Below are 18,711 nucleotides of genomic sequence, written 5' to 3' on the forward strand. Positions count from 1 at the left end.
TGTTGAGAGAGATATTCAGCTTGTGACGGATAATGTTCATGGCGAAAGCGGTGAACAGACAGAATTTGCCTGGCGGCTGTAGCGCGGTGGTCCCACCTGACCCCATGCCGAACTCAGAAGTGAAACGCCGTAGCGCCGATGGTAGTGTGGGGTCTCCCCATGCGAGAGTAGGGAACTGCCAGGCATCAATTAAAGAACCCCTCAGCGCCGCTGAGGGGTTTTTGCTTTTTAGCGCTCAGGAGAAAACAGATACGACTTAGCCGCTGCCCGCTTCACCATCACTCACGCCTTTCTACCGGCCTCTTATACTTAACACCGCAGCATCAGTCCCCTTGAAACATTTTCACCTTTCGTACTCCCGCTCGACATTCGTGCCATTCCTGGTTATTGTTGGCTGTCTGGATGTCTAAACGTATAAACGTATGTTGTGAGGAAAAGGTTATGCCGATTCGGGTGCCTGATGAGTTACCAGCCGTCAATTTTCTGCGTCAGGAAAATGTCTTCGTGATGACCACATCACGCGCCAGCGTTCAGGAGATCCGACCACTCAAGGTTTTGATCCTGAATCTGATGCCCAAGAAAATCGAAACGGAAAATCAGTTCCTGCGGCTTCTCTCTAACTCCCCTCTGCAGGTGGATATCCGCCTGCTGCGTATCGACAGCCGTGAATCACGCAACACGCCTGCGGAGCATCTCAATAACTTCTATTGTAATTTCGAAGATATCTGCGACGACAACTACGATGGTCTCATCGTCACCGGCGCCCCGCTGGGTCTGGTAGAATTTAATGATGTCGCCTACTGGCCGCAGATCCAGCAGGTGCTCGAGTGGGCGAAAGAGCATGTGACCTCCACGCTTTTTGTCTGTTGGGCCGTACAGGCGGCGTTAAATATCCTCTATGGCATTCCCAAACAGACGCGGCAGGAGAAAATCTCCGGCGTTTACGAGCACCACATCACGCAGCCGCACGCGCTGCTGACCAAAGGGTTTGACGATTCTTTCCTGGCGCCGCATTCGCGTTATGCTGATTTCCCGGCGGCGCTTATCCGCGACTATACCGATCTCGATATTCTGGCCGAATCGGAAGAGGGCGACGCTTACCTGTTTGCCAGTAAAGACAAACGTATCGCGTTCGTTACTGGCCATCCCGAGTATGACGCCTTAACGCTTGCCGGCGAATATTTCCGCGATGTTGAGGCCGGCCTGGCGCCGCCTGTGCCATATAACTATTTCCCCGGCGACGACCCGACGAAAACGCCGCGCGCGACCTGGCGCAGCCACGGTAATCTGCTTTTCACCAACTGGCTCAATTACTACGTGTATCAGATCACGCCATACGATCTGCGCCATATGAATCCCACCCTCGAGTAATCTTCTGCATACGCGATCCTTAAGCGTTTCAGCACTCCTCATAAGGCACCTTCGGGTGCCTTTTTTGTTTTTGAAAATCGATTCACTCAGTTGAGCTATTTTATTCACTTTCTAATCAATTAGTTAACTCAATTTCTATATTAAAATGGAAATTGTTTTTGATTTTGGTAAAAGAATGAGTAGTCTTAATGATGCTGTACGAAATCTGAACGTAAGAGATCGCGTACGCCTGCTATGGGGAATCTTTTGGATCAAAACCGAGGAGCGCTGCTATGAATCAACAGGCAATGACCGCAGAACTGGCTTTCAGCCACCCTTTTGGCGAGCAGGAACGGCAGATCCTGACGCCGGAAGCTGTCGACTTTCTTACCGAACTGGTGGCGCGCTTTACGCCGCAACGCAATAGCCTGCTTGCTACACGTCAGCAGGTACAGAAAGAAATTGACGGCGGAAAGCTGCCTGACTTCCTTTCGGAAACGGCTTCCATTAGAAATGGCGACTGGAAAATTCGCGGCATTCCTGAGGATCTCCTCGACCGGCGCGTCGAGATAACCGGTCCGGTTGAACGCAAAATGGTCATCAATGCGCTCAACGCGAACGTTAAAGTATTTATGGCGGATTTCGAGGATTCACTGGCGCCCGCGTGGAGTAAAGTGATCGAGGGGCAGATCAACCTGCGCGATGCGATTAAAGGCACGATCGCCTGGACCAACGAGGCGGGCAAGATTTATCAGCTCAAGCCGGATCCCGCCGTGCTGGTCTGCCGCGTACGCGGACTGCACCTGCCGGAGAAACATGTCACCTGGCGCGACGAGCCTGTGCCCGGCAGCCTGTTTGATTTCGCGCTCTACTTCTTCCACAACTACAAAAATTTGCTGGCAAAAGGCAGCGGCCCCTATTTCTATCTGCCGAAAACACAGTCCTGGCAGGAGGCGGCCTGGTGGAGCGACGTCTTCAGTTACGCCGAAGACCGCTTCAACCTGCCGCGCGGCACCATCAAAGCCACGCTCCTTATCGAAACCCTGCCCGCGGTTTTCCAGATGGATGAAATCCTGCACGCACTGCGCGACCATATCGTCGGGCTTAACTGCGGTCGCTGGGATTACATCTTCAGCTATATCAAAACCCTCAAAAACCATCCGGACCGCGTCCTGCCAGACAGGCAATCCGTCACTATGGATAAGCCCTTCCTGAGCGCCTATTCACGGCTCCTCATTAAAACCTGCCACCGGCGCGGCGCGTTTGCGATGGGTGGCATGGCGGCGTTCATCCCGAGCAAAGATACCGAGCGCAACAACTGGGTGCTCAACAAAGTGAAGGCAGATAAAGAGCTGGAAGCGGCGAATGGTCACGACGGCACCTGGATTGCCCACCCCGGTCTTGGCGATACGGTTATGGCTGTCTTCAATGCCGCGCTGGGCGAGCGTAAAAACCAGCTGCATATATTGCGGGAAGACGACGCGCCCATCACCGCCGTGCAGTTGCTTGAGCCATGTCCCGGCGAGCGCACGGAAGAGGGGATGCGCGCCAATATTCGCGTGGCGGTGCAATACATCGAAGCGTGGATCTCCGGTAACGGCTGCGTGCCGATTTACGGGCTGATGGAGGATGCCGCGACGGCGGAAATTTCACGCACTTCCATCTGGCAGTGGATACACCATCAGAAAACGCTCAGCAACGGCAGCAAAGTCACCAAAGCGCTTTTCCGCCAGATGCTGGCCGAAGAGATGCGGGTGATTCAGGAGGAGCTTGGCGAGCAGCGCTACAGCCACGGCCGTTTTGACGAGGCCGCTCGCCTGATGGAGCAAATCACCACGTCCGACGACCTCATCGACTTCCTGACGCTGCCGGGCTATCGCCTGCTGGCCTGATCCTACACCACAACAACACGGAGCATCTGCCATGACAACAACACGTACCCAACAGATTCAGCAGTTAGAGCAGGAATGGACAAACCCGCGCTGGGAGGGCATTCGCCGCCCTTATAGCGCGCAGGACGTGGTGAAATTACGCGGTTCGGTCAATCCGGAATGCACGCTGGCGCAGCTTGGCGCAGCAAGAATGTGGCGTCTGCTGCACGGCGAGTCGAAAAAGGGCTACGTCAACAGCCTGGGCGCGCTGACCGGTGGACAGGCATTGCAGCAGGCGAAGGCGGGGATCGAGGCGGTGTATCTTTCCGGCTGGCAGGTCGCGGCAGACGCCAACCTTGCCGCCAGCATGTATCCGGATCAGTCGCTCTATCCGGCGAACTCCGTGCCGGCAGTGGTGGCGCGGATCAACAACACGTTTCGTCGCGCCGATCAGATCCAGTGGGCGGCGGGCATTGAGCCTGGCGATCCGCGCTATGTCGATTATTTTCTGCCGATCGTGGCCGATGCCGAGGCGGGTTTTGGCGGGGTGCTGAATGCGTTCGAGCTGATGAAAGCGATGATTGAAGCCGGCGCGGCGGCGGTGCATTTCGAAGATCAGCTCGCCTCGGTGAAAAAGTGCGGTCATATGGGCGGCAAAGTGCTGGTACCCACCCAGGAAGCTATCCAGAAGCTGGTCGCAGCGCGGCTCGCGGCAGACGTCATGGGCGTTCCGACGCTGCTGATTGCGCGCACCGATGCCGATGCGGCGGATCTCATCACCTCCGACTGCGATCCGTATGACAGTGAATTTATTACCGGTGAGCGCACCAGCGAAGGCTTCTTCCGTACCCGCGCGGGCGTCGAGCAGGCGATCAGCCGAGGGCTGGCCTATGCGCCGTACGCGGATCTGGTGTGGTGCGAAACTTCCACGCCGGATCTCGACCAGGCGCGACGCTTCGCCGAAGCCATCCATGCCCGCTTCCCCGGCAAGCTGCTGGCGTATAACTGCTCGCCGTCGTTCAACTGGAAGAAAAAACTCGACGACAAAACCATCGCCTCTTTCCAGGAGGAACTGTCGGCGATGGGGTACAAATACCAGTTCATTACGCTCGCGGGTATTCACAGCATGTGGTTCAACATGTTCGATCTCGCCCACGCCTACGCCCAGGGCGAAGGGATGCGGCATTACGTCGAGAAAGTGCAGCAGCCGGAATTCGCCGCAGGTAAAGAGGGTTACACCTTCGTGTCGCATCAGCAGGAGGTGGGCACCGGTTACTTCGATAATGTCACGACCATTATCCAGGGCGGCGTGTCGTCCGTGACGGCGTTAACCGGCTCGACCGAAGAAGCGCAGTTCTGACGCTGTCTCAGGGAGCGCATCCACCGGGAGTCAGCGGCGGGTGCGCGTCGCTTACCCGCCCTACAGCCGCTTTGATCCTGTCCAGGGTGGATAAGCGCAGCGCATCCACCACATGCGTATGGCGGATGCGCATGATCTGCCATACCTTTTATTTTCACACACGGAGCCTGCCTATGCCGTCGCGTGGACTCGAGCTACTCATCGCCCAAACCATCCTGCAAGGGTTTGACGCGCAATATGGTCGTTTTCTGGAAATCACGGCGGGCGCGCAACACCGCTTTGAACAGGCCGACTGGCATGCTGTCCAGCAGGCGATGAAAAGCCGTATCCATCTCTACGATCACCATGTCGGGCTGGTGGTTGAGCAGTTGCGCTGCATTATGGAAGGGAAAGCCACCGACCCCGATTTTCTGCTGCGCGTGAAGCGCCATTACACCGATCTGCTTCCCGATTACCCGCGCTTTGAAATCGCCGAAAGCTTTTTTAATTCCGTTTATTGCAGGCTTTACGATCACCGCTCGCTCACGCCGGACCGGTTGTTTATTTTCAGCTCCCAGCCTGAGCGACGCTTTCGCACCATGCCGCGGCCGCTCGCGAAAACGTTTTTTCCGGAGCAGGGCTGGGAGCCGCTGCTGACGACTTTGCTCTCCGATCTCCCTCTGCGCCTGCCGTGGCAGGATCTGCCGCGCGATGTCCGCTACATCATCGCGCATCTTAACGAAACGCTCGGCCCGGCGCGTCTCGCGCAGGCGCATCTGGAAGTGGCGAATGAACTCTTCTACCGCAACAAAGCCGCCTGGCTGGTGGGTAAACTACGTCTGCCCGACGTCACGCTGCCTTTTCTGTTGCCTGTCCACCGCAGCGACGACGGCGAACTGTTTGTCGACACCTGCCTCACCGGCAGCGCCGGGGCGAGCATCGTTTTCGGCTTCGCCCGCTCTTATTTCATGGTGTACGCGCCGCTGCCCGCCGCCCTTGTCGAATGGCTGCGCGAGATCCTGCCGGGCAAAACCACGGCCGAGCTCTATATGGCGATTGGCTGTCAGAAACACGCCAAGACCGAAAGCTACCGCGAATATCTCCACTATCTGCGTCACGCCGACGAACAGTTTATCGAGGCGCCAGGCATTCGCGGCATGGTGATGCTGGTCTTCACGCTGCCGGGGTTCGACCGGGTGTTTAAAGTCATCAAAGACCGCTTCGCTCCGCAAAAGGAGATGAGCGAAGCGCACGTGCGCGCCTGCTACCAGCTGGTGAAAGAGCACGATCGCGTCGGACGCATGGCGGATACCCAGGAGTTTGAAAACTTCGTCATTGAAAAACGGCATATCAGCCCGGATCTGATGGCGCTGCTGCACCAGGAGGTCGGGCAAAAACTCACCGACATGGGCGATAAAATTTCTGTCAGCCATCTCTATATCGAGCGCCGTATGGTGCCGCTCAATCTGTGGCTGGAGCAGGCGACGGGCCAGCAGTTGCGCGACGCTATCGAAGAGTATGGCAACGCCATCCGCCAGCTCGCCGCCGCTAACATCTTCCCCGGCGATATGCTGTTTAAAAACTTCGGCGTCACGCGCCACGGGCGGGTCGTCTTCTACGATTACGATGAGATCTGCTACATGACCGAAGTGAATTTTCGCGATATCCCGCCGCCGCGCTACCCGGAGGACGAACTCAGCGCCGAGCCCTGGTACAGCGTGGCGCCCGGCGACGTCTTTCCGGAGGAGTTTCGCCACTGGCTCTGCGCCGACCCGAAAATCGGTCCATTGTTTGAAGAGATGCACAGCGATCTGTTCAGCGCCAGCTACTGGCGCGCGCTACAGACCCGCATTCGTGAAGGGTATGTGGAGGATGTGTACGCGTACCGCCGACGCCAGCGTTTCTGCGTGCGCTGGAAAAATCACAACGGCTCCCCTGAGTCCGCCGTTGCGAATATCGCGCCCTCGGTCGTGGGCGAGGAATAAGGCGAAGGCGTCAGGGGAAAAGGTCTGACGCCCGCCAGCCGCTTAACGAACGCCGCCGTAAGCCAGCGTTACTTCTTTTGCCGCGCGGATCACCAGCGCGCCTAACTCCGTCACGCGATCGTCAGTCATGCGTGAAATCGGGCCGGAGATAGAAATCGCCGCGAATGCCTCGTGATGCTCGTCGTAAATACAGGCCGCCACGCAGCGCAGGCCGAGCGCGTGCTCTTCATCATCAAAGGAGTAGCCGCGCTTGCGCGTCTGGGCGAGATCGTCTTTCAGGTGCGCAGGCGCCACCAGCGTCGCATGCGTATAGGCTTTCAGCCCCTGACGGTGCAGCAGCGCAGACACATCCTCATCGCTTAACTGCGACAAAAACGCTTTCCCGGCGCCCGAGGCGTGCATCGGCAGCTTGCCGCCAATCGGCGCGGACATGCGCATCAACTGAGTACACTGCACCTGGTCGATAATAATGGCCTGATGATCGCTCTTATCCAGCACCGCGAGATTCACGGTTTCGCCGGAGTCTTCCATCAGCGTGCGCAGAATCGGATGCACAATCGCCAGCAGGTTACGGCTTTGCAGGAAACTGCTGCCGATAATAAAGGCGTGGGCGCCGATAGCCCAGTGGCCGAGATCGCCCACCTGGCGCACAAAGCCCAGTTGCTGCATGGTGGTAAGCAGGCGGTGAGTGGTGGAGTTTGGCAATCCGGCCTGCTGCGCCAGCTCTGTCAGCGCCACGCTACCTTGCGATTCGGCTATCCACTCCAGCAGCTTCAGGCCGCGCGTGAGCGACTGCACCTGGCCCGTCGCCTGCGGGGCGGCGGTAGTGGCGGCGTTGCGGGGCTTTTTGCCACGTTTAGCGGGTACGGTAGCGACCATAACGGCCTCCTTTTCTGTATCGTGGAAATCATTTTCGTTTTATTTGGCGATAATGCAACCGCCAGGCAACTCATCGGAGCAGTCAATTATGAACATGTCTCACGTTGCCGCCGCGCGCCTTTCCCGTCCGATCGCTTTATGCCAGTATGGTTTGCTGGCCTTGGTGGCCTGGGTTGAGTCGAGTATCAGGAGCATATGTGAGTAGCAAATCTGAGCAGCTGCGCCAACAATTAGCTGAACGCATTATGGTGCTGGACGGCGGTATGGGCACCATGATCCAGAGCTATCGTCTGGATGAAGAGGATTTCCGCGGCGAGCGCTTTGCCGACTGGCCGTGCGATCTTAAAGGCAACAACGACCTGCTGGTGCTCACCAGGCCAGATATCATCGCCGCGATCCACTACGCCTACTTCGAAGCGGGCGCCGATATCATCGAGACGAACACGTTTAACTCGACGACCATCGCGATGGCGGATTACCAGATGGAATCGCTGTCGGCGGAAATCAACTATGAAGCCGCGCGACTGGCCCGCGCCTGCGCCGACGAGTGGACCGCGCGCACGCCGGAAAAACCGCGTTATGTGGCCGGTGTGTTAGGGCCCACTAACCGTACAGCTTCGATTTCTCCTGATGTGAACGACCCGGCCTTCCGTAATGTCACCTTCGATCAGCTGGTGGACGCCTACCGCGAATCCACGCGCGCGCTGATTGAAGGCGGCTCGGATCTGATTCTTATCGAAACCGTGTTCGATACCCTTAACGCCAAGGCCGCGATTTTCGCCGTGAAGACGGAGTTCGAGGCGCTCGGCGTTGAACTGCCCATGATGATTTCCGGCACGATAACCGATGCCTCCGGCCGCACGCTGTCGGGCCAGACCACCGAAGCGTTTTATAACTCGCTGCGCCATGCCGATGCGCTCACGTTCGGCCTTAACTGCGCGCTGGGCCCGGATGAACTGCGTCAGTACGTGGCGGAGCTGTCGCGCATCGCGGAATGCTACGTCACCGCGCACCCCAACGCGGGCCTGCCGAACGCCTTTGGCGAATATGATTTAGACGCTGACGTGATGGCCGCGCAAATCCGCGAGTGGGCGGAATCGGGCTTCTTAAATATCGTCGGCGGCTGCTGCGGCACCACGCCGGCGCATATCGCCGCCATGAGCCGCGCGGTGGAAGGCTTACCGCCGCGCAAACTGCCGGAGATCCCTGTCGCCTGCCGTCTGGCGGGCCTTGAGCCGCTCAACATCGGCGACGATTCGCTGTTTGTGAACGTCGGCGAGCGCACCAACGTCACCGGCTCGGCCAAATTTAAGCGCTTAATCAAAGAAGAGAAATACAGCGAAGCGCTGGATGTGGCGCGTCAGCAGGTCGAAAGCGGCGCGCAGATTATCGATATCAACATGGATGAGGGCATGCTCGACGCCGAAGCGGCGATGGTGCGTTTCCTTAACCTCATCGCGGGCGAGCCAGACATCGCCCGCGTGCCTATTATGATCGACTCCTCGAAATGGGACGTTATCGAGAAAGGCCTGAAATGCATTCAGGGCAAAGGCATCGTTAACTCAATTTCCATGAAAGAGGGCGTCGAGGCGTTTGTGCACCACGCCAGGCTGGTGCGCCGCTACGGCGCCGCGGTGGTGGTGATGGCATTTGACGAAGTGGGCCAGGCCGATACCCGCGAGCGCAAAATTGAAATCTGCCGTCGGGCGTACAACATCCTCACCGAAGAAGTCGGGTTCCCGCCGGAAGATATCATTTTCGACCCGAATATTTTTGCGGTGGCGACAGGCATCGATGAGCACAACAACTACGCGCAGGATTTTATCGGCGCATGTGAAGACATTAAACGCGAGCTGCCGCATGCCCTGATCTCCGGCGGCGTCTCCAACGTCTCGTTCTCGTTTCGCGGCAACGACCCGGTTCGTGAGGCGATCCATGCCGTGTTCCTCTACTACGCCATCCGCAACGGCATGGACATGGGCATCGTTAACGCCGGACAGCTGGCGATTTACGACGATCTGCCCGCCGAACTGCGCGACGCGGTGGAAGACGTCATCCTTAACCGCCGCGCCGACGGCACCGAGCGGTTGCTGGCGCTTGCCGAAAAATACCGCGGCAGCAAAGCGGACAGCGCCGCCGACGCTCAGCAGGCCGAGTGGCGCTCGTGGGATGTCAAAAAGCGCCTCGAATATTCGCTGGTGAAAGGCATTACCGAGTTTATCGAGCAGGATACCGAAGAGGCGCGCCAGCAGGCGGAACGTCCTATTCAGGTGATTGAAGGCCCGCTGATGGATGGCATGAATGTGGTTGGCGATCTGTTCGGCGAGGGGAAAATGTTCCTGCCGCAGGTGGTGAAATCCGCTCGTGTCATGAAGCAGGCCGTGGCGTACCTGGAGCCATACATTCAGGCCAGTAAGGAAGTGGGCAAGAGCAACGGCAAAATCGTGCTCGCGACCGTGAAAGGCGACGTGCACGACATCGGCAAAAACATCGTCGGCGTGGTGTTGCAGTGTAATAACTACGAGATTATCGATCTCGGCGTGATGGTGCCGACGGATAAAATCCTCAAAACGGCGCGTGAAGTGAACGCCGATATCATCGGGCTCTCCGGGCTTATCACGCCGTCGCTGGATGAGATGGTGAACGTGGCGAAAGAGATGGAGCGCCAGGGCTTTACCCTGCCGTTGCTGATCGGCGGCGCGACCACCTCGAAAGCGCATACGGCGGTAAAAATCGAGCAGAACTACAGCGGGCCGACGGTCTATGTCCAGAACGCGTCGCGCACCGTGGGCGTGGTCTCTTCGCTGCTCTCCGATACGCTGCGCGATGATTTCGTCGCGCGCACCCGCAAAGAGTATGAAACCGTGCGTATTCAGCACGGGCGTAAAAAGCCGCGCACGCCGCCGGTGACGCTCGCCGCCGCGCGTGAAAACGATCTGGCGTTCGACTGGGAAAGCTACACGCCGCCCGCCGCGCACCGTCTGGGCGTGGAAGAGGTGGTGGCGAGCATCGAGACGCTGCGTAATTACATCGACTGGACGCCGTTCTTTATGACCTGGTCGCTGGCCGGGAAATACCCGCGCATTCTGGAAGATGAGGTTGTGGGCGAAGAGGCGCAGCGCCTGTTCAAAGACGCCAACGAGATGCTCGACGCACTGAGCGCCGAAAAATCCCTGACGCCGCGCGGCGTGGTGGGCATTTTCCCGGCGAACCGCGTCGGCGACGATATCGAAATCTACCGCGACGAGACGCGTACGCAGGTGTTGTCAGTAAGTCATCACTTACGCCAGCAGACCGAGAAAGTGGGCTTTGCGAACTACTGTATGGCGGATTTTGTAGCCCCGAAACACAGCGGCAAAGCTGATTACCTCGGCGCGTTCGCGGTGACCGGCGGGCTGGAGGAGGACGCGCTGGCGGAAGCCTTCGACGCGCAGCACGATGATTACAATAAAATCATGGTGAAAGCGGTGGCGGACCGTCTGGCGGAAGCGTTCGCCGAGTATCTGCATGAGCGCGTGCGTAAAGTGCTGTGGGGCTACGCGCCGTATGAAAACCTCAGCAACGAGGAGCTCATCCGCGAGAACTATCAGGGCATCCGCCCGGCGCCTGGCTATCCGGCCTGCCCGGAGCACACCGAGAAATCGGCCATCTGGGAGCTGCTCGACGTGGAAAACCGCATCGGCATGAAGCTCACCGAATCCTACGCCATGTGGCCGGGGGCGTCGGTGTCCGGCTGGTATTTCAGCCACCCGGAAAGCAAATATTTCGCCGTAGCGCAGATCCAGCGCGACCAGGTGGAAGATTACGCGCGGCGCAAAGGGATGAGCGTGAGCGAGGTGGAGCGGTGGCTCGCGGCGAACCTCGGCTACGACGCGGATTAGCGTTCGGCGTTCTTGCCTGGCTGCGCCATCCGCTTTCCGGCGGGTGCGCGCCGCTTACCCAACCTACAACGGATTAAATCCGTAAGGCGAACATGTAGGGCGGGTAAGCGCAGCGCACCCGCCGTTCCCGTCATCACCCGCCATTACCTCAATCATCAACCGTCTGGCGGCCTCCTGATACCCCCACCTTCCAATACTTCCTCTGGTTAATTACTTATACTCATCAAAGGAGCGGCATCGTGTCTGCTTCTCGGGAAAACACAACGATAAGGAGAAGCCGTGTTAACGCTGTTACACCTGCTTTCTGCTGTGGCGCTGCTGGTCTGGGGCACTCACATCGTGCGTACCGGCGTCATGCGCGTCTTCGGCGCGCGCTTAAGAAGCGTGCTCAGCCGCAGCGTTGAGAAAAAACCGCTCGCCTTCTGCGCGGGCATTGGCGTGACGGCGCTGGTGCAGAGCAGCAATGCCACCACGCTGCTGGTCACCTCGTTTGTCGCGCAGGATCTGGTGGCGCTGACGCCTGCGCTGGTCATTGTTCTCGGTGCTGATGTCGGTACGGCGCTCATGGCGCGCGTACTGACGTTCGATCTCTCCTGGCTCTCGCCGCTGCTGATTTTTATCGGCGTCATCTTCTTTCTTGGCCGCAAACAGAGCCGTGCAGGCCAGCTGGGGCGCGTCGCTATCGGCCTTGGGCTGATTTTGCAGGCGCTGGAGCTTATCGTGCAGGCGGTCACGCCCATCACCCAGGCCTCTGGCGTGCAGGTCATTTTCGCCTCGCTCACCGGCGATATCATGCTCGACGCCCTGATAGGCGCCGTATTCGCGGTCATCAGCTACTCAAGCCTGGCGGCGGTCCTCCTGACCGCCACGCTCAACGCCACGGATGTCATCTCATTTCAGGTCGCGCTCTGTCTGGTGATTGGCGCGAACCTCGGCTCCGGCCTGCTGGCGATGCTCAATAACGGCGCCGCCAGCCCCGCGGCGCGGCGCGTGGCGCTCGGCAGTCTGCTATTTAAGCTGGTGGGCAGCCTGCTGGTGCTCCCTTTCGTACCTTTTCTGGCGCAAACCCTGCACAGGCTGCCGGTGGAAGAGTCGGAGCTGGTTATCTATTTCCACGTCTTCTACAACCTTATCCGCTGCCTCGTGATGGTGCCTTTCGCGGGCATGATGGCGCGGCTCTGCCAGCGCATTATTCCGGATACCCCGGAAACCGATCTGCGCATGAAGCCCCGGCACCTTGACCCGAGCGCGCTGGACACGCCGGCGCTGGGCCTTGCCAACGCCGCGCGCGAAACGCTGCGCATCGGCGACGTGCTGGAGCAGATGCTGGAGGTCTATGGCAAAGTGATGCACGGCGAACCGCGCCAGGAGAAAACGCTGCGACGGCTCGCCGACGACGTGGATGTGCTCTACACCGCCATTAAGCTCTATATGGCGCGCATGCCGAAAGAAGATCTGGCGGAAGAAGAGGCGAAACGCTGGGCGGAAATCATCGAGATGTCGCTGAACCTCGAACAGGCGGCGGATATTCTTGAGCGCATGGGCAGCGAAGTGGCGAACAAATCGCTGGCCGCACGCCGCGCGTTTTCACCGGAGGGCGTGAAAGAGCTGGATACCCTGCTGGAGAAACTCACCGCCAACCTGAAGCTCAGCCTGTCGGTCTTTTTCGCAGGCGACGTACCCAGCGCCCGGCGCCTGCGGCGCCACAAACACCGTTTTCGCATCCTCAACCGTCGCTACGCCCATGCGCATGTGGACCGGCTGCATCAGCAAAACGTGCAGAGTATTGAAACCAGCGCCCTGCATCTGGGGCTGCTTGGCGATATGAAACGCCTGAACTCGCTGTTCTGCGCCGTGGCCTACAGCATTCTCGAACAGCCGGATGACGATGAGGAGCGGCTGGAGGAATAATCTGGAAGACATGCCGAAAGATGACAAAAAACCTCGCTGACTGCGGGGTTTTTTGTTTTATCGTGAAGGCCGGACGCTGTTTTTTATACCCATATAGGTATAATCAGAGGGAACGCTACATGATAAAACCGTTGTTTTGGGTCGGGCAGGCCAGAAAAGATCTTCAGGCGCTGCCGGAGGATGTTCAGGATCTGTTTGGTTATGCGCTTTATCTGGCGCAGAAGGGCAGGCGCCATCCACAGGCCAGGCCGCTTAAAGGTTTTGGCGGCGCGGGTGTGCTTGAGGTTGTGGAGGATTATCAGGGGAATGCCTTTCGGGCGGTCTACACCGTTCGTCTGGGCGATGCGATTTATGTCCTGCATGTATTCCAGAAAAAATCCTCTTCCGGTATTGCCACGCCCCGACCGGAAATCGACAAAATTGAACAGCGGCTGAAAGCCGCGCAACGCCACGCCGGAGGCTGAAATGACAGCAGACATTGAACGCAGTAATGGAAATGTTTATGACGATCTCGGGCTTATCGACGCCGAGGAGATGCAGCTAAAAGCGCAGCTGGCGATGGCGATTAGTGACATTCTCAAAGCGCGCGGCTTAACCCAACAGGAGGCGGCCCGCCTTCTGGGAATGACCCAGCCGAAACTCTCTCAGCTCCTGCGCGGCCAGTTTCGCGGCATCAGTGAAACGAAAATGATGGCCTGCCTGATGCGCCTGGGACAGGATATCAGTATCGTCGTCGGCGAAGCACAACAGGCGCGCGGGACTATGCGCATGGTCTACCCGTCGGCATAACAACGGTCGGGAGACGCTGGCGATGGCGGCCTAACGTCTGCCGCGCACGTGCGTGCTGGCTGACCACGAAAAGGTCGCGTCGCTGTCCGGTTTATACGCCTGCGCTTTTTTCTGCTTGCGCGTCTGCTTCGCCGCCTGTTCGCGCTGCGCCATCAGCTTGTCGATATACTCTTTTTTGACGTGGTTGGCTTCCGAATTCGTGAGCGGGCGGCCATGAGCGATACGGGCGCGGTCGAGCAGAGTTTTTAACTCGCGCTGTTCGCTTTCCGTCATCTCTTTCTGGGTCAGTCGGGGCAGGGACATAAGGGCGACTCCTCAGGGGTTGAGCCGCCAGTGTAACGCAACGCCGCAGGTAACTCAGTAAATAAGCCCGGTTTTGCCGGGCTTATTTGGTTAGCTTGCGGTACGCCGCGCGTTTTTTCCATTTCCGTCCACCGGTTTGCCGGACCAGTAGCCCGCCAGCAGCGAGCCGGAAAGGTTATGCCACACCGAGAACAGCGCGCCAGGCAGGGCCGCGAGCGGCGAGAAATAGAGTTTGCCGAGGGCGGCGGCGAGCCCGGAGTTTTGCATCCCCACTTCAATCGCCAGCGTCCGGCAGGTGGATTCATCAAAGCCAAACAGGCGTCCGCCCCAGTAACCGCCGAGCAGGCCGATGCTGTTATGCAGAATGACCGCCACAATCACCATCAGCCCGACGGACGCGATATGCGAAGCGGAGCCCGCCACCACGGCGCTGATAATCGCCAGAATGCACAGCATCGAAAACGCGGGCAGGTACGGCTCCACCGCTTTCACCACGCGCGGGAACAGATGATGCACGATAAGCCCGAGCGCAATCGGGATCACCACGATTTGCAGAATACTCAGCAGCATGCCCATCACATCGACCTGGATATGCGCGTCAACATAGAGACGCGTCAGCAGCGGCGTGGCCACCACACCCACCAGCGTTGAGACCGACGAGATAGTCACCGACAGCGCCACATCGCCTTTCGCCAGATAGATCATGACATTAGACGCCGTACCGCTCGCCACGCTCCCCACCAGTACCATCCCGGCGGAGAGATCCGGCGGCATATGGAACAGCATCGCCAGTAGCCAGGCGGCCAGCGGCATCACCAGATAGTGCAGGAAAATCCCTGCCGCCACCGGCGCGGGGCGCGACAGCACGCGCTTAAAATCGTCGAGTTTCAGGTGCACGCCCATGCCAAACATAATCAGCATCAATAACGTGCTGACCCACGGGCCGATGGGCGTAAACGTGGAGGGCGTGTAATAAGCAATAACCGAGAGCAGCAGCGCCCAAAGCGGGAACAGCCGGGTGAGTGTCGCGAGCATCGTGTTTTCCTTGCACCCCGTAGTGAGCCGTCGCCGTAACGCGGCATCCGCCGGGAGAGAATGTTGTGTTGTGTTGTTATAAACAGGCCGGGATCGAGCCCGGCCATTGGTATTGTTTATCGTGCGAAGGAAAGTTATTCAAACAAATTATGATGAAAAGCCCTCATTCAGGCGCGTGAACCTGCTCCCAGCTCAGCCCAAAGCGCGCCAGATATTTACGCAGGCGGTCGGCGTCGTTGGGATTGGCTTTCTTCTGGCGCGAAACCGCAAACAGCGTGCGTCCGGCCTCGGAGAGCGAGGCGCTGCGCCGGCACACGGCAACAACCGCCGCCAGTTGGTCGCGGTCGAAAAGATCGAGCGTCGCGGTATCGACGGGCAGCGCGGCGGCGGGGCCTGCGGGCGGCTGCCAGCTTGCGGTAAGGCGGGCGATTTCTTCCTCGACTAACGCGTCGGTAATACGCCCCTGTTCGGCAAGCGTCGCCATGCGCGCCACCGAGCTGCCCAGCTCGCGAAAGTTGCCCGGCCAGCGCGCCTGTGGCGAGCAGGCGAAGGCGAGATAATTTTCACGCGCGGTTTTATCAAAACGGATCTGCGTCTGCTGCTGCGCCGAGAAGCGCTGTAGCTCATATTCGACGTTCGGCGCGATATCCTCACGGCGCTGGGCGAGGCCCGGCAGCGCGAAGGCCCACATATTAATGCGCGCGTAGAGATCTTCGCGAAAGCGCCCTTCAGCGACCCACGTCGCCAGATCGCGGTGCGTGCCGGCGATCAGCTGGAAATCGCTCTGCGCTTCTTTATCCGAGCCGAACGGAAAAAAGGTTTTTTCCTCAATCGCTTTTAGCAGCATCGCCTGCTCATCGAGCCCCAGCTCGGCTATTTCATCCAGAAACAGCACGCCGCCGTCGGCCTCGCGCAAAAGCCCTGGCCGCGCCTGTTGCGCGCCGGTAAAGGCGCCCTTCACATGGCCAAACAGCGTCGACATCGCGTTATCGCCGCGAAGCGTCGCGCAGTTCACCGACACCAGCTTTCCCTGTACCAGATGCCGCGCCTGGCGCAGCTGGAAAATGCGCTTTGCGAGGAACGATTTCCCCGCGCCGGTCGGCCCCGTCAGCAGAATGGGCGCGGTGGATCGCAGCGCCACGCGCTCGATCTGGTCGATCAGGCGGTTAAAGGTAGCGTTACGGGTGTCGATGCCGGATTTGAGAAACGACACCGACTGCTGTTGCTCGCGCTGGAAACGGCTCGTCAGTGTGGCATAGCGGCTTAAATCAAGATCGATGACCGACGCCGTGCCGATGGTTTTCTGCTCGTCATCCTCGCCGCGGCGATCGGGGCTGGTCTGTAACAGCGCCGCCGGGAGATAACGCGCTTCGGTCAGCAGGAACCAGCAGATCTGCGCTACGTGCGTACCGGTGGTGATATGCACCAGATACTCTTCATTGTCGGTGTCAAAGGGATAGCGCGTGGCGAAATCCAGCAGGGCGGCATACACCTCCTCAAAATCCCACGGATCGTCCATCACCACGGTATGAGGACGCATTTCGGTATGCGGAGAAACGATCGCGATATCTTCCATCACCCGCTCTGCGAGCGACGCGTCGCGGGCCTGATACAGCAGTTCAAAGCGGTCGACAGGTAAACCGGGCTGCTGGCACAGCGCGACGGACGGACGCCATTTATTCCAGCGGTTGGCGCGTTTACCGCGCCGGTCCAGCACGGTGCCCAACATGCCAATCACCACGCGACGCTTTTGCATATTTTATCCTTAAAGATAAGTAACGATATATAAAGATAAATCATACCCCTTTCTGTTATGGCCGTCGCGCATCGCATTAAATATTTTATGATTAATAATCAATAACTTAAAAATTTATTTTTCCCTTAAGCGAAACTGGCACGCTTCTGGCAATTATTACGCTGTCAGCACGCTGGAGATGCAGGGGCTTATGACCCCGCCGGCGCACCAGGAACGGTAACACGTTATCCAGGGGGCGTTCCGCCAGTGCAATGACGCGGAAAACTGTCGGTTTTATCAGGTTCGACTCCTGAATTTTCGTTCTCCTTCCAGAGAAGCATTAGAAGCAGTACCCCGGCGGTTGAGTCGTTAGCGACCGCCACACACTGACGCCGGTAACGGCGCCGGGCGGCAGGCAGAAAAGACCGGAACAGAGGTTGCTTCCCCCTCCCGCTTCGCGCCGTTATTCGCGTCAGCCACAACAGTAAGGGAAAAAAATGAATAACAAAGTGACGATTCGTAAGGGCCAGCTGGGTTTACTGGCAAAACAGGGCGATTTTTATCAGGTGCTGGAAGCGGGCGAGCATCGCCTGCCGTGGTTTAACAAACCGGACGTGACGCTGGTGGAGATGAACAGCGGCGACGTGGCGCCTGAACTGGCCGACTATCTGCGCCGTTTTCAGCCAGAATGGGTAGAGACGTATTGCCTGGCGGTCGATACCGCCGATAACGAAACCGCGGCGCTGTGGCGCAATAACGTGCTGGTGGAAATTATTCCGCCAGGCGCGCGCCGTCTCTTCTGGCGCGACGGCGACAGCCTGCGTGCCGTGCATCTGGATACCGGCGACGTGCATGTGCCGACGGAGATAATGACCGCGGTGCTGCAACCGCGCGGCCGCGATGCGGCGGTAAAAGGGCGCGACGCCATCCTGACCGTCAATGTGCCCGCCTGGCACGTGGGCGTGCTGAAAATCGACGGCGTCACCCAGCCGCTGCTGCCGCCAGGCTTAAGCGCGTACTGGAAAATCAACCATCTGGTGGAGGCGGAAGTCATCGATACGCGCCTTCAGGCGATGGAAGTGTCCGGTCAGGAGATCCTGACCAAAGATAAAGTGAACCTGCGCATTAATCTGGGGGCCAACTGGCGCTACCAGGAGGTATTGCAGGCCTACAGCCAGCTCACCAAACCGCTGGAGCATTTATACCGCGAGCTGCAGTTTGCGCTGCGCGAGGCGGTCGGCACCCGCACGCTCGATGAGCTGCTGGAAAATAAACAGGTTATCGACGACGTGGTGGGCGCGCAGGTCATCGCACGCATGGCGCCGTTTGGTATCGAAGTGGCCTCGACCGGCGTGAAAGACATCGTGCTGCCGGGCGACATGAAAACGATTTTGTCGCGGCTGGTGGAAGCGGAGAAATCCGCGCAGGCCAATGTTATCCGCCGTCGTGAAGAGACCGCCGCGACCCGTTCGCTGCTGAACACCGCGAAAGTGATGGAAAACAACCCGGTCGCGCTGCGACTGAAAGAGCTCGAAACCCTGGAAAAAGTGGCGGAGCGTATCGATAAGATCTCCGTATTCGGCGGCCTGGATCAGGTGCTGCAGGGGCTGGTACAGATTAAAGGGGTATGACA

Annotated in this window: 13 protein-coding genes and 1 rRNA gene; 10 read left to right on the forward strand and 4 right to left on the reverse strand. The window is 58.6% G+C overall.

The genetic code is table 11. The features are described 5' to 3' along the window. The first annotated feature begins 68 nt into the window (after nucleotides 1–68). The 5 genes from rrf to aceK all read left to right on the forward strand — a co-directional run bounded on the left by rrf (nucleotide 69) and on the right by aceK (nucleotide 6,545). A 5S ribosomal RNA gene (gene rrf / locus AB8W27_RS01965) occupies nucleotides 69–184 on the forward strand. Between the two features lie 257 nt (nucleotides 185–441). Further along, nucleotides 442–1,371: a homoserine O-succinyltransferase gene (metA, locus tag AB8W27_RS01970; protein WP_015742692.1), complete on the forward strand. Its 930-nt coding sequence runs from the start codon at nucleotides 442–444 to the stop codon at nucleotides 1,369–1,371. A gap of 272 nt (nucleotides 1,372–1,643) precedes the next feature. Further along, nucleotides 1,644–3,242 (forward strand): malate synthase A, encoded by a 1,599-nt coding sequence (gene aceB, locus AB8W27_RS01975; RefSeq protein WP_041923990.1) that lies wholly within the window; start codon nucleotides 1,644–1,646, stop codon nucleotides 3,240–3,242. A 31-nt stretch (nucleotides 3,243–3,273) separates the two neighbouring features. After that, a complete protein-coding gene (aceA, locus tag AB8W27_RS01980) occupies nucleotides 3,274–4,581 on the forward strand; it encodes an isocitrate lyase (protein WP_041923989.1) in 1,308 nt (435 codons plus the stop codon). Between the two features lie 173 nt (nucleotides 4,582–4,754). Next, nucleotides 4,755–6,545 carry a bifunctional isocitrate dehydrogenase kinase/phosphatase gene (gene aceK, locus AB8W27_RS01985; RefSeq protein ID WP_015742689.1) on the forward strand — a complete coding sequence of 597 codons (1,791 nt, stop codon included), beginning with the start codon at nucleotides 4,755–4,757 and terminating at the stop codon, nucleotides 6,543–6,545. A 42-nt stretch (nucleotides 6,546–6,587) separates the two neighbouring features. Here aceK and iclR read toward each other — a convergent pair whose 3' ends face one another. After that, nucleotides 6,588–7,424: a glyoxylate bypass operon transcriptional repressor IclR gene (gene iclR / locus AB8W27_RS01990; RefSeq protein WP_015742688.1), complete on the reverse strand. Its 837-nt coding sequence runs from the start codon at nucleotides 7,422–7,424 to the stop codon at nucleotides 6,588–6,590. 197 nt (nucleotides 7,425–7,621) lie between these two features. Here iclR and metH point away from each other — a divergent pair, with 197 nt between their 5' ends. The 4 genes from metH (at nucleotide 7,622) to AB8W27_RS02010 (ending at nucleotide 14,005) form a co-directional block, all read left to right on the forward strand. After that, nucleotides 7,622–11,305, forward strand: coding sequence for a methionine synthase (metH, locus tag AB8W27_RS01995; RefSeq protein WP_015742687.1), 3,684 nt, complete (start codon nucleotides 7,622–7,624; stop codon nucleotides 11,303–11,305). A gap of 279 nt (nucleotides 11,306–11,584) precedes the next feature. Next, complete coding sequence (locus AB8W27_RS02000; RefSeq protein ID WP_041923988.1) at nucleotides 11,585–13,216, forward strand: Na/Pi cotransporter family protein; 1,632 nt, start codon at nucleotides 11,585–11,587, stop codon at nucleotides 13,214–13,216. Between the two features lie 119 nt (nucleotides 13,217–13,335). Then, complete coding sequence (locus AB8W27_RS02005; protein WP_041923987.1) at nucleotides 13,336–13,680, forward strand: type II toxin-antitoxin system RelE/ParE family toxin; 345 nt, start codon at nucleotides 13,336–13,338, stop codon at nucleotides 13,678–13,680. A 1-nt stretch (nucleotide 13,681) separates the two neighbouring features. Beyond that, complete coding sequence (locus AB8W27_RS02010; protein ID WP_015742684.1) at nucleotides 13,682–14,005, forward strand: helix-turn-helix domain-containing protein; 324 nt, start codon at nucleotides 13,682–13,684, stop codon at nucleotides 14,003–14,005. A gap of 30 nt (nucleotides 14,006–14,035) precedes the next feature. Here the strand turns inward: AB8W27_RS02010 and AB8W27_RS02015 are convergent, their stop codons facing one another. From AB8W27_RS02015 to rtcR, 3 genes are all read right to left on the reverse strand, one after another. Further along, nucleotides 14,036–14,308 (reverse strand): DUF3811 domain-containing protein, encoded by a 273-nt coding sequence (locus AB8W27_RS02015; protein WP_015742683.1) that lies wholly within the window; start codon nucleotides 14,306–14,308, stop codon nucleotides 14,036–14,038. 90 nt (nucleotides 14,309–14,398) lie between these two features. Continuing rightward, on the reverse strand, nucleotides 14,399–15,343 hold the full coding sequence (panS, locus tag AB8W27_RS02020; protein WP_015742682.1) for a ketopantoate/pantoate/pantothenate transporter PanS: 945 nt from the start codon (nucleotides 15,341–15,343) through the stop codon (nucleotides 14,399–14,401). Nucleotides 15,344–15,506: 163 nt separating this feature from the next. Further along, on the reverse strand, nucleotides 15,507–17,099 hold the full coding sequence (rtcR, locus tag AB8W27_RS02025) for an RNA repair transcriptional activator RtcR (RefSeq protein WP_015742681.1): 1,593 nt from the start codon (nucleotides 17,097–17,099) through the stop codon (nucleotides 15,507–15,509). 476 nt (nucleotides 17,100–17,575) lie between these two features. Between rtcR and AB8W27_RS02030 the strand changes: the two genes are divergently transcribed. Beyond that, nucleotides 17,576–18,709 carry a slipin family protein gene (locus tag AB8W27_RS02030; RefSeq protein WP_015742680.1) on the forward strand — a complete coding sequence of 378 codons (1,134 nt, stop codon included), beginning with the start codon at nucleotides 17,576–17,578 and terminating at the stop codon, nucleotides 18,707–18,709. The last annotated feature ends 2 nt before the right edge of the window (nucleotides 18,710–18,711 follow it).

It is taken from the genome of Cronobacter turicensis, assembly GCF_041222865.1.
GTDB lineage: Bacteria > Pseudomonadota > Gammaproteobacteria > Enterobacterales > Enterobacteriaceae > Cronobacter > Cronobacter turicensis.

Coding starts and splice junctions, on each gene's coding strand:
- aceB (WP_041923990.1), top strand. CDS start 1,644: ATGAATCAACAGGCAATGACCGCAGAACTGGCTTTCAGCCACCCTTTT.
- AB8W27_RS02030 (WP_015742680.1), top strand. CDS start 17,576: ATGAATAACAAAGTGACGATTCGTAAGGGCCAGCTGGGTTTACTGGCA.
- AB8W27_RS02015 (WP_015742683.1), bottom strand. CDS start 14,308: ATGTCCCTGCCCCGACTGACCCAGAAAGAGATGACGGAAAGCGAACAG.
- panS (WP_015742682.1), bottom strand. CDS start 15,343: ATGCTCGCGACACTCACCCGGCTGTTCCCGCTTTGGGCGCTGCTGCTC.
- aceK (WP_015742689.1), top strand. CDS start 4,755: ATGCCGTCGCGTGGACTCGAGCTACTCATCGCCCAAACCATCCTGCAA.
- iclR (WP_015742688.1), bottom strand. CDS start 7,424: ATGGTCGCTACCGTACCCGCTAAACGTGGCAAAAAGCCCCGCAACGCC.
- AB8W27_RS02005 (WP_041923987.1), top strand. CDS start 13,336: ATGATAAAACCGTTGTTTTGGGTCGGGCAGGCCAGAAAAGATCTTCAG.
- metA (WP_015742692.1), top strand. CDS start 442: ATGCCGATTCGGGTGCCTGATGAGTTACCAGCCGTCAATTTTCTGCGT.
- AB8W27_RS02010 (WP_015742684.1), top strand. CDS start 13,682: ATGACAGCAGACATTGAACGCAGTAATGGAAATGTTTATGACGATCTC.
- aceA (WP_041923989.1), top strand. CDS start 3,274: ATGACAACAACACGTACCCAACAGATTCAGCAGTTAGAGCAGGAATGG.
- rtcR (WP_015742681.1), bottom strand. CDS start 17,099: ATGCAAAAGCGTCGCGTGGTGATTGGCATGTTGGGCACCGTGCTGGAC.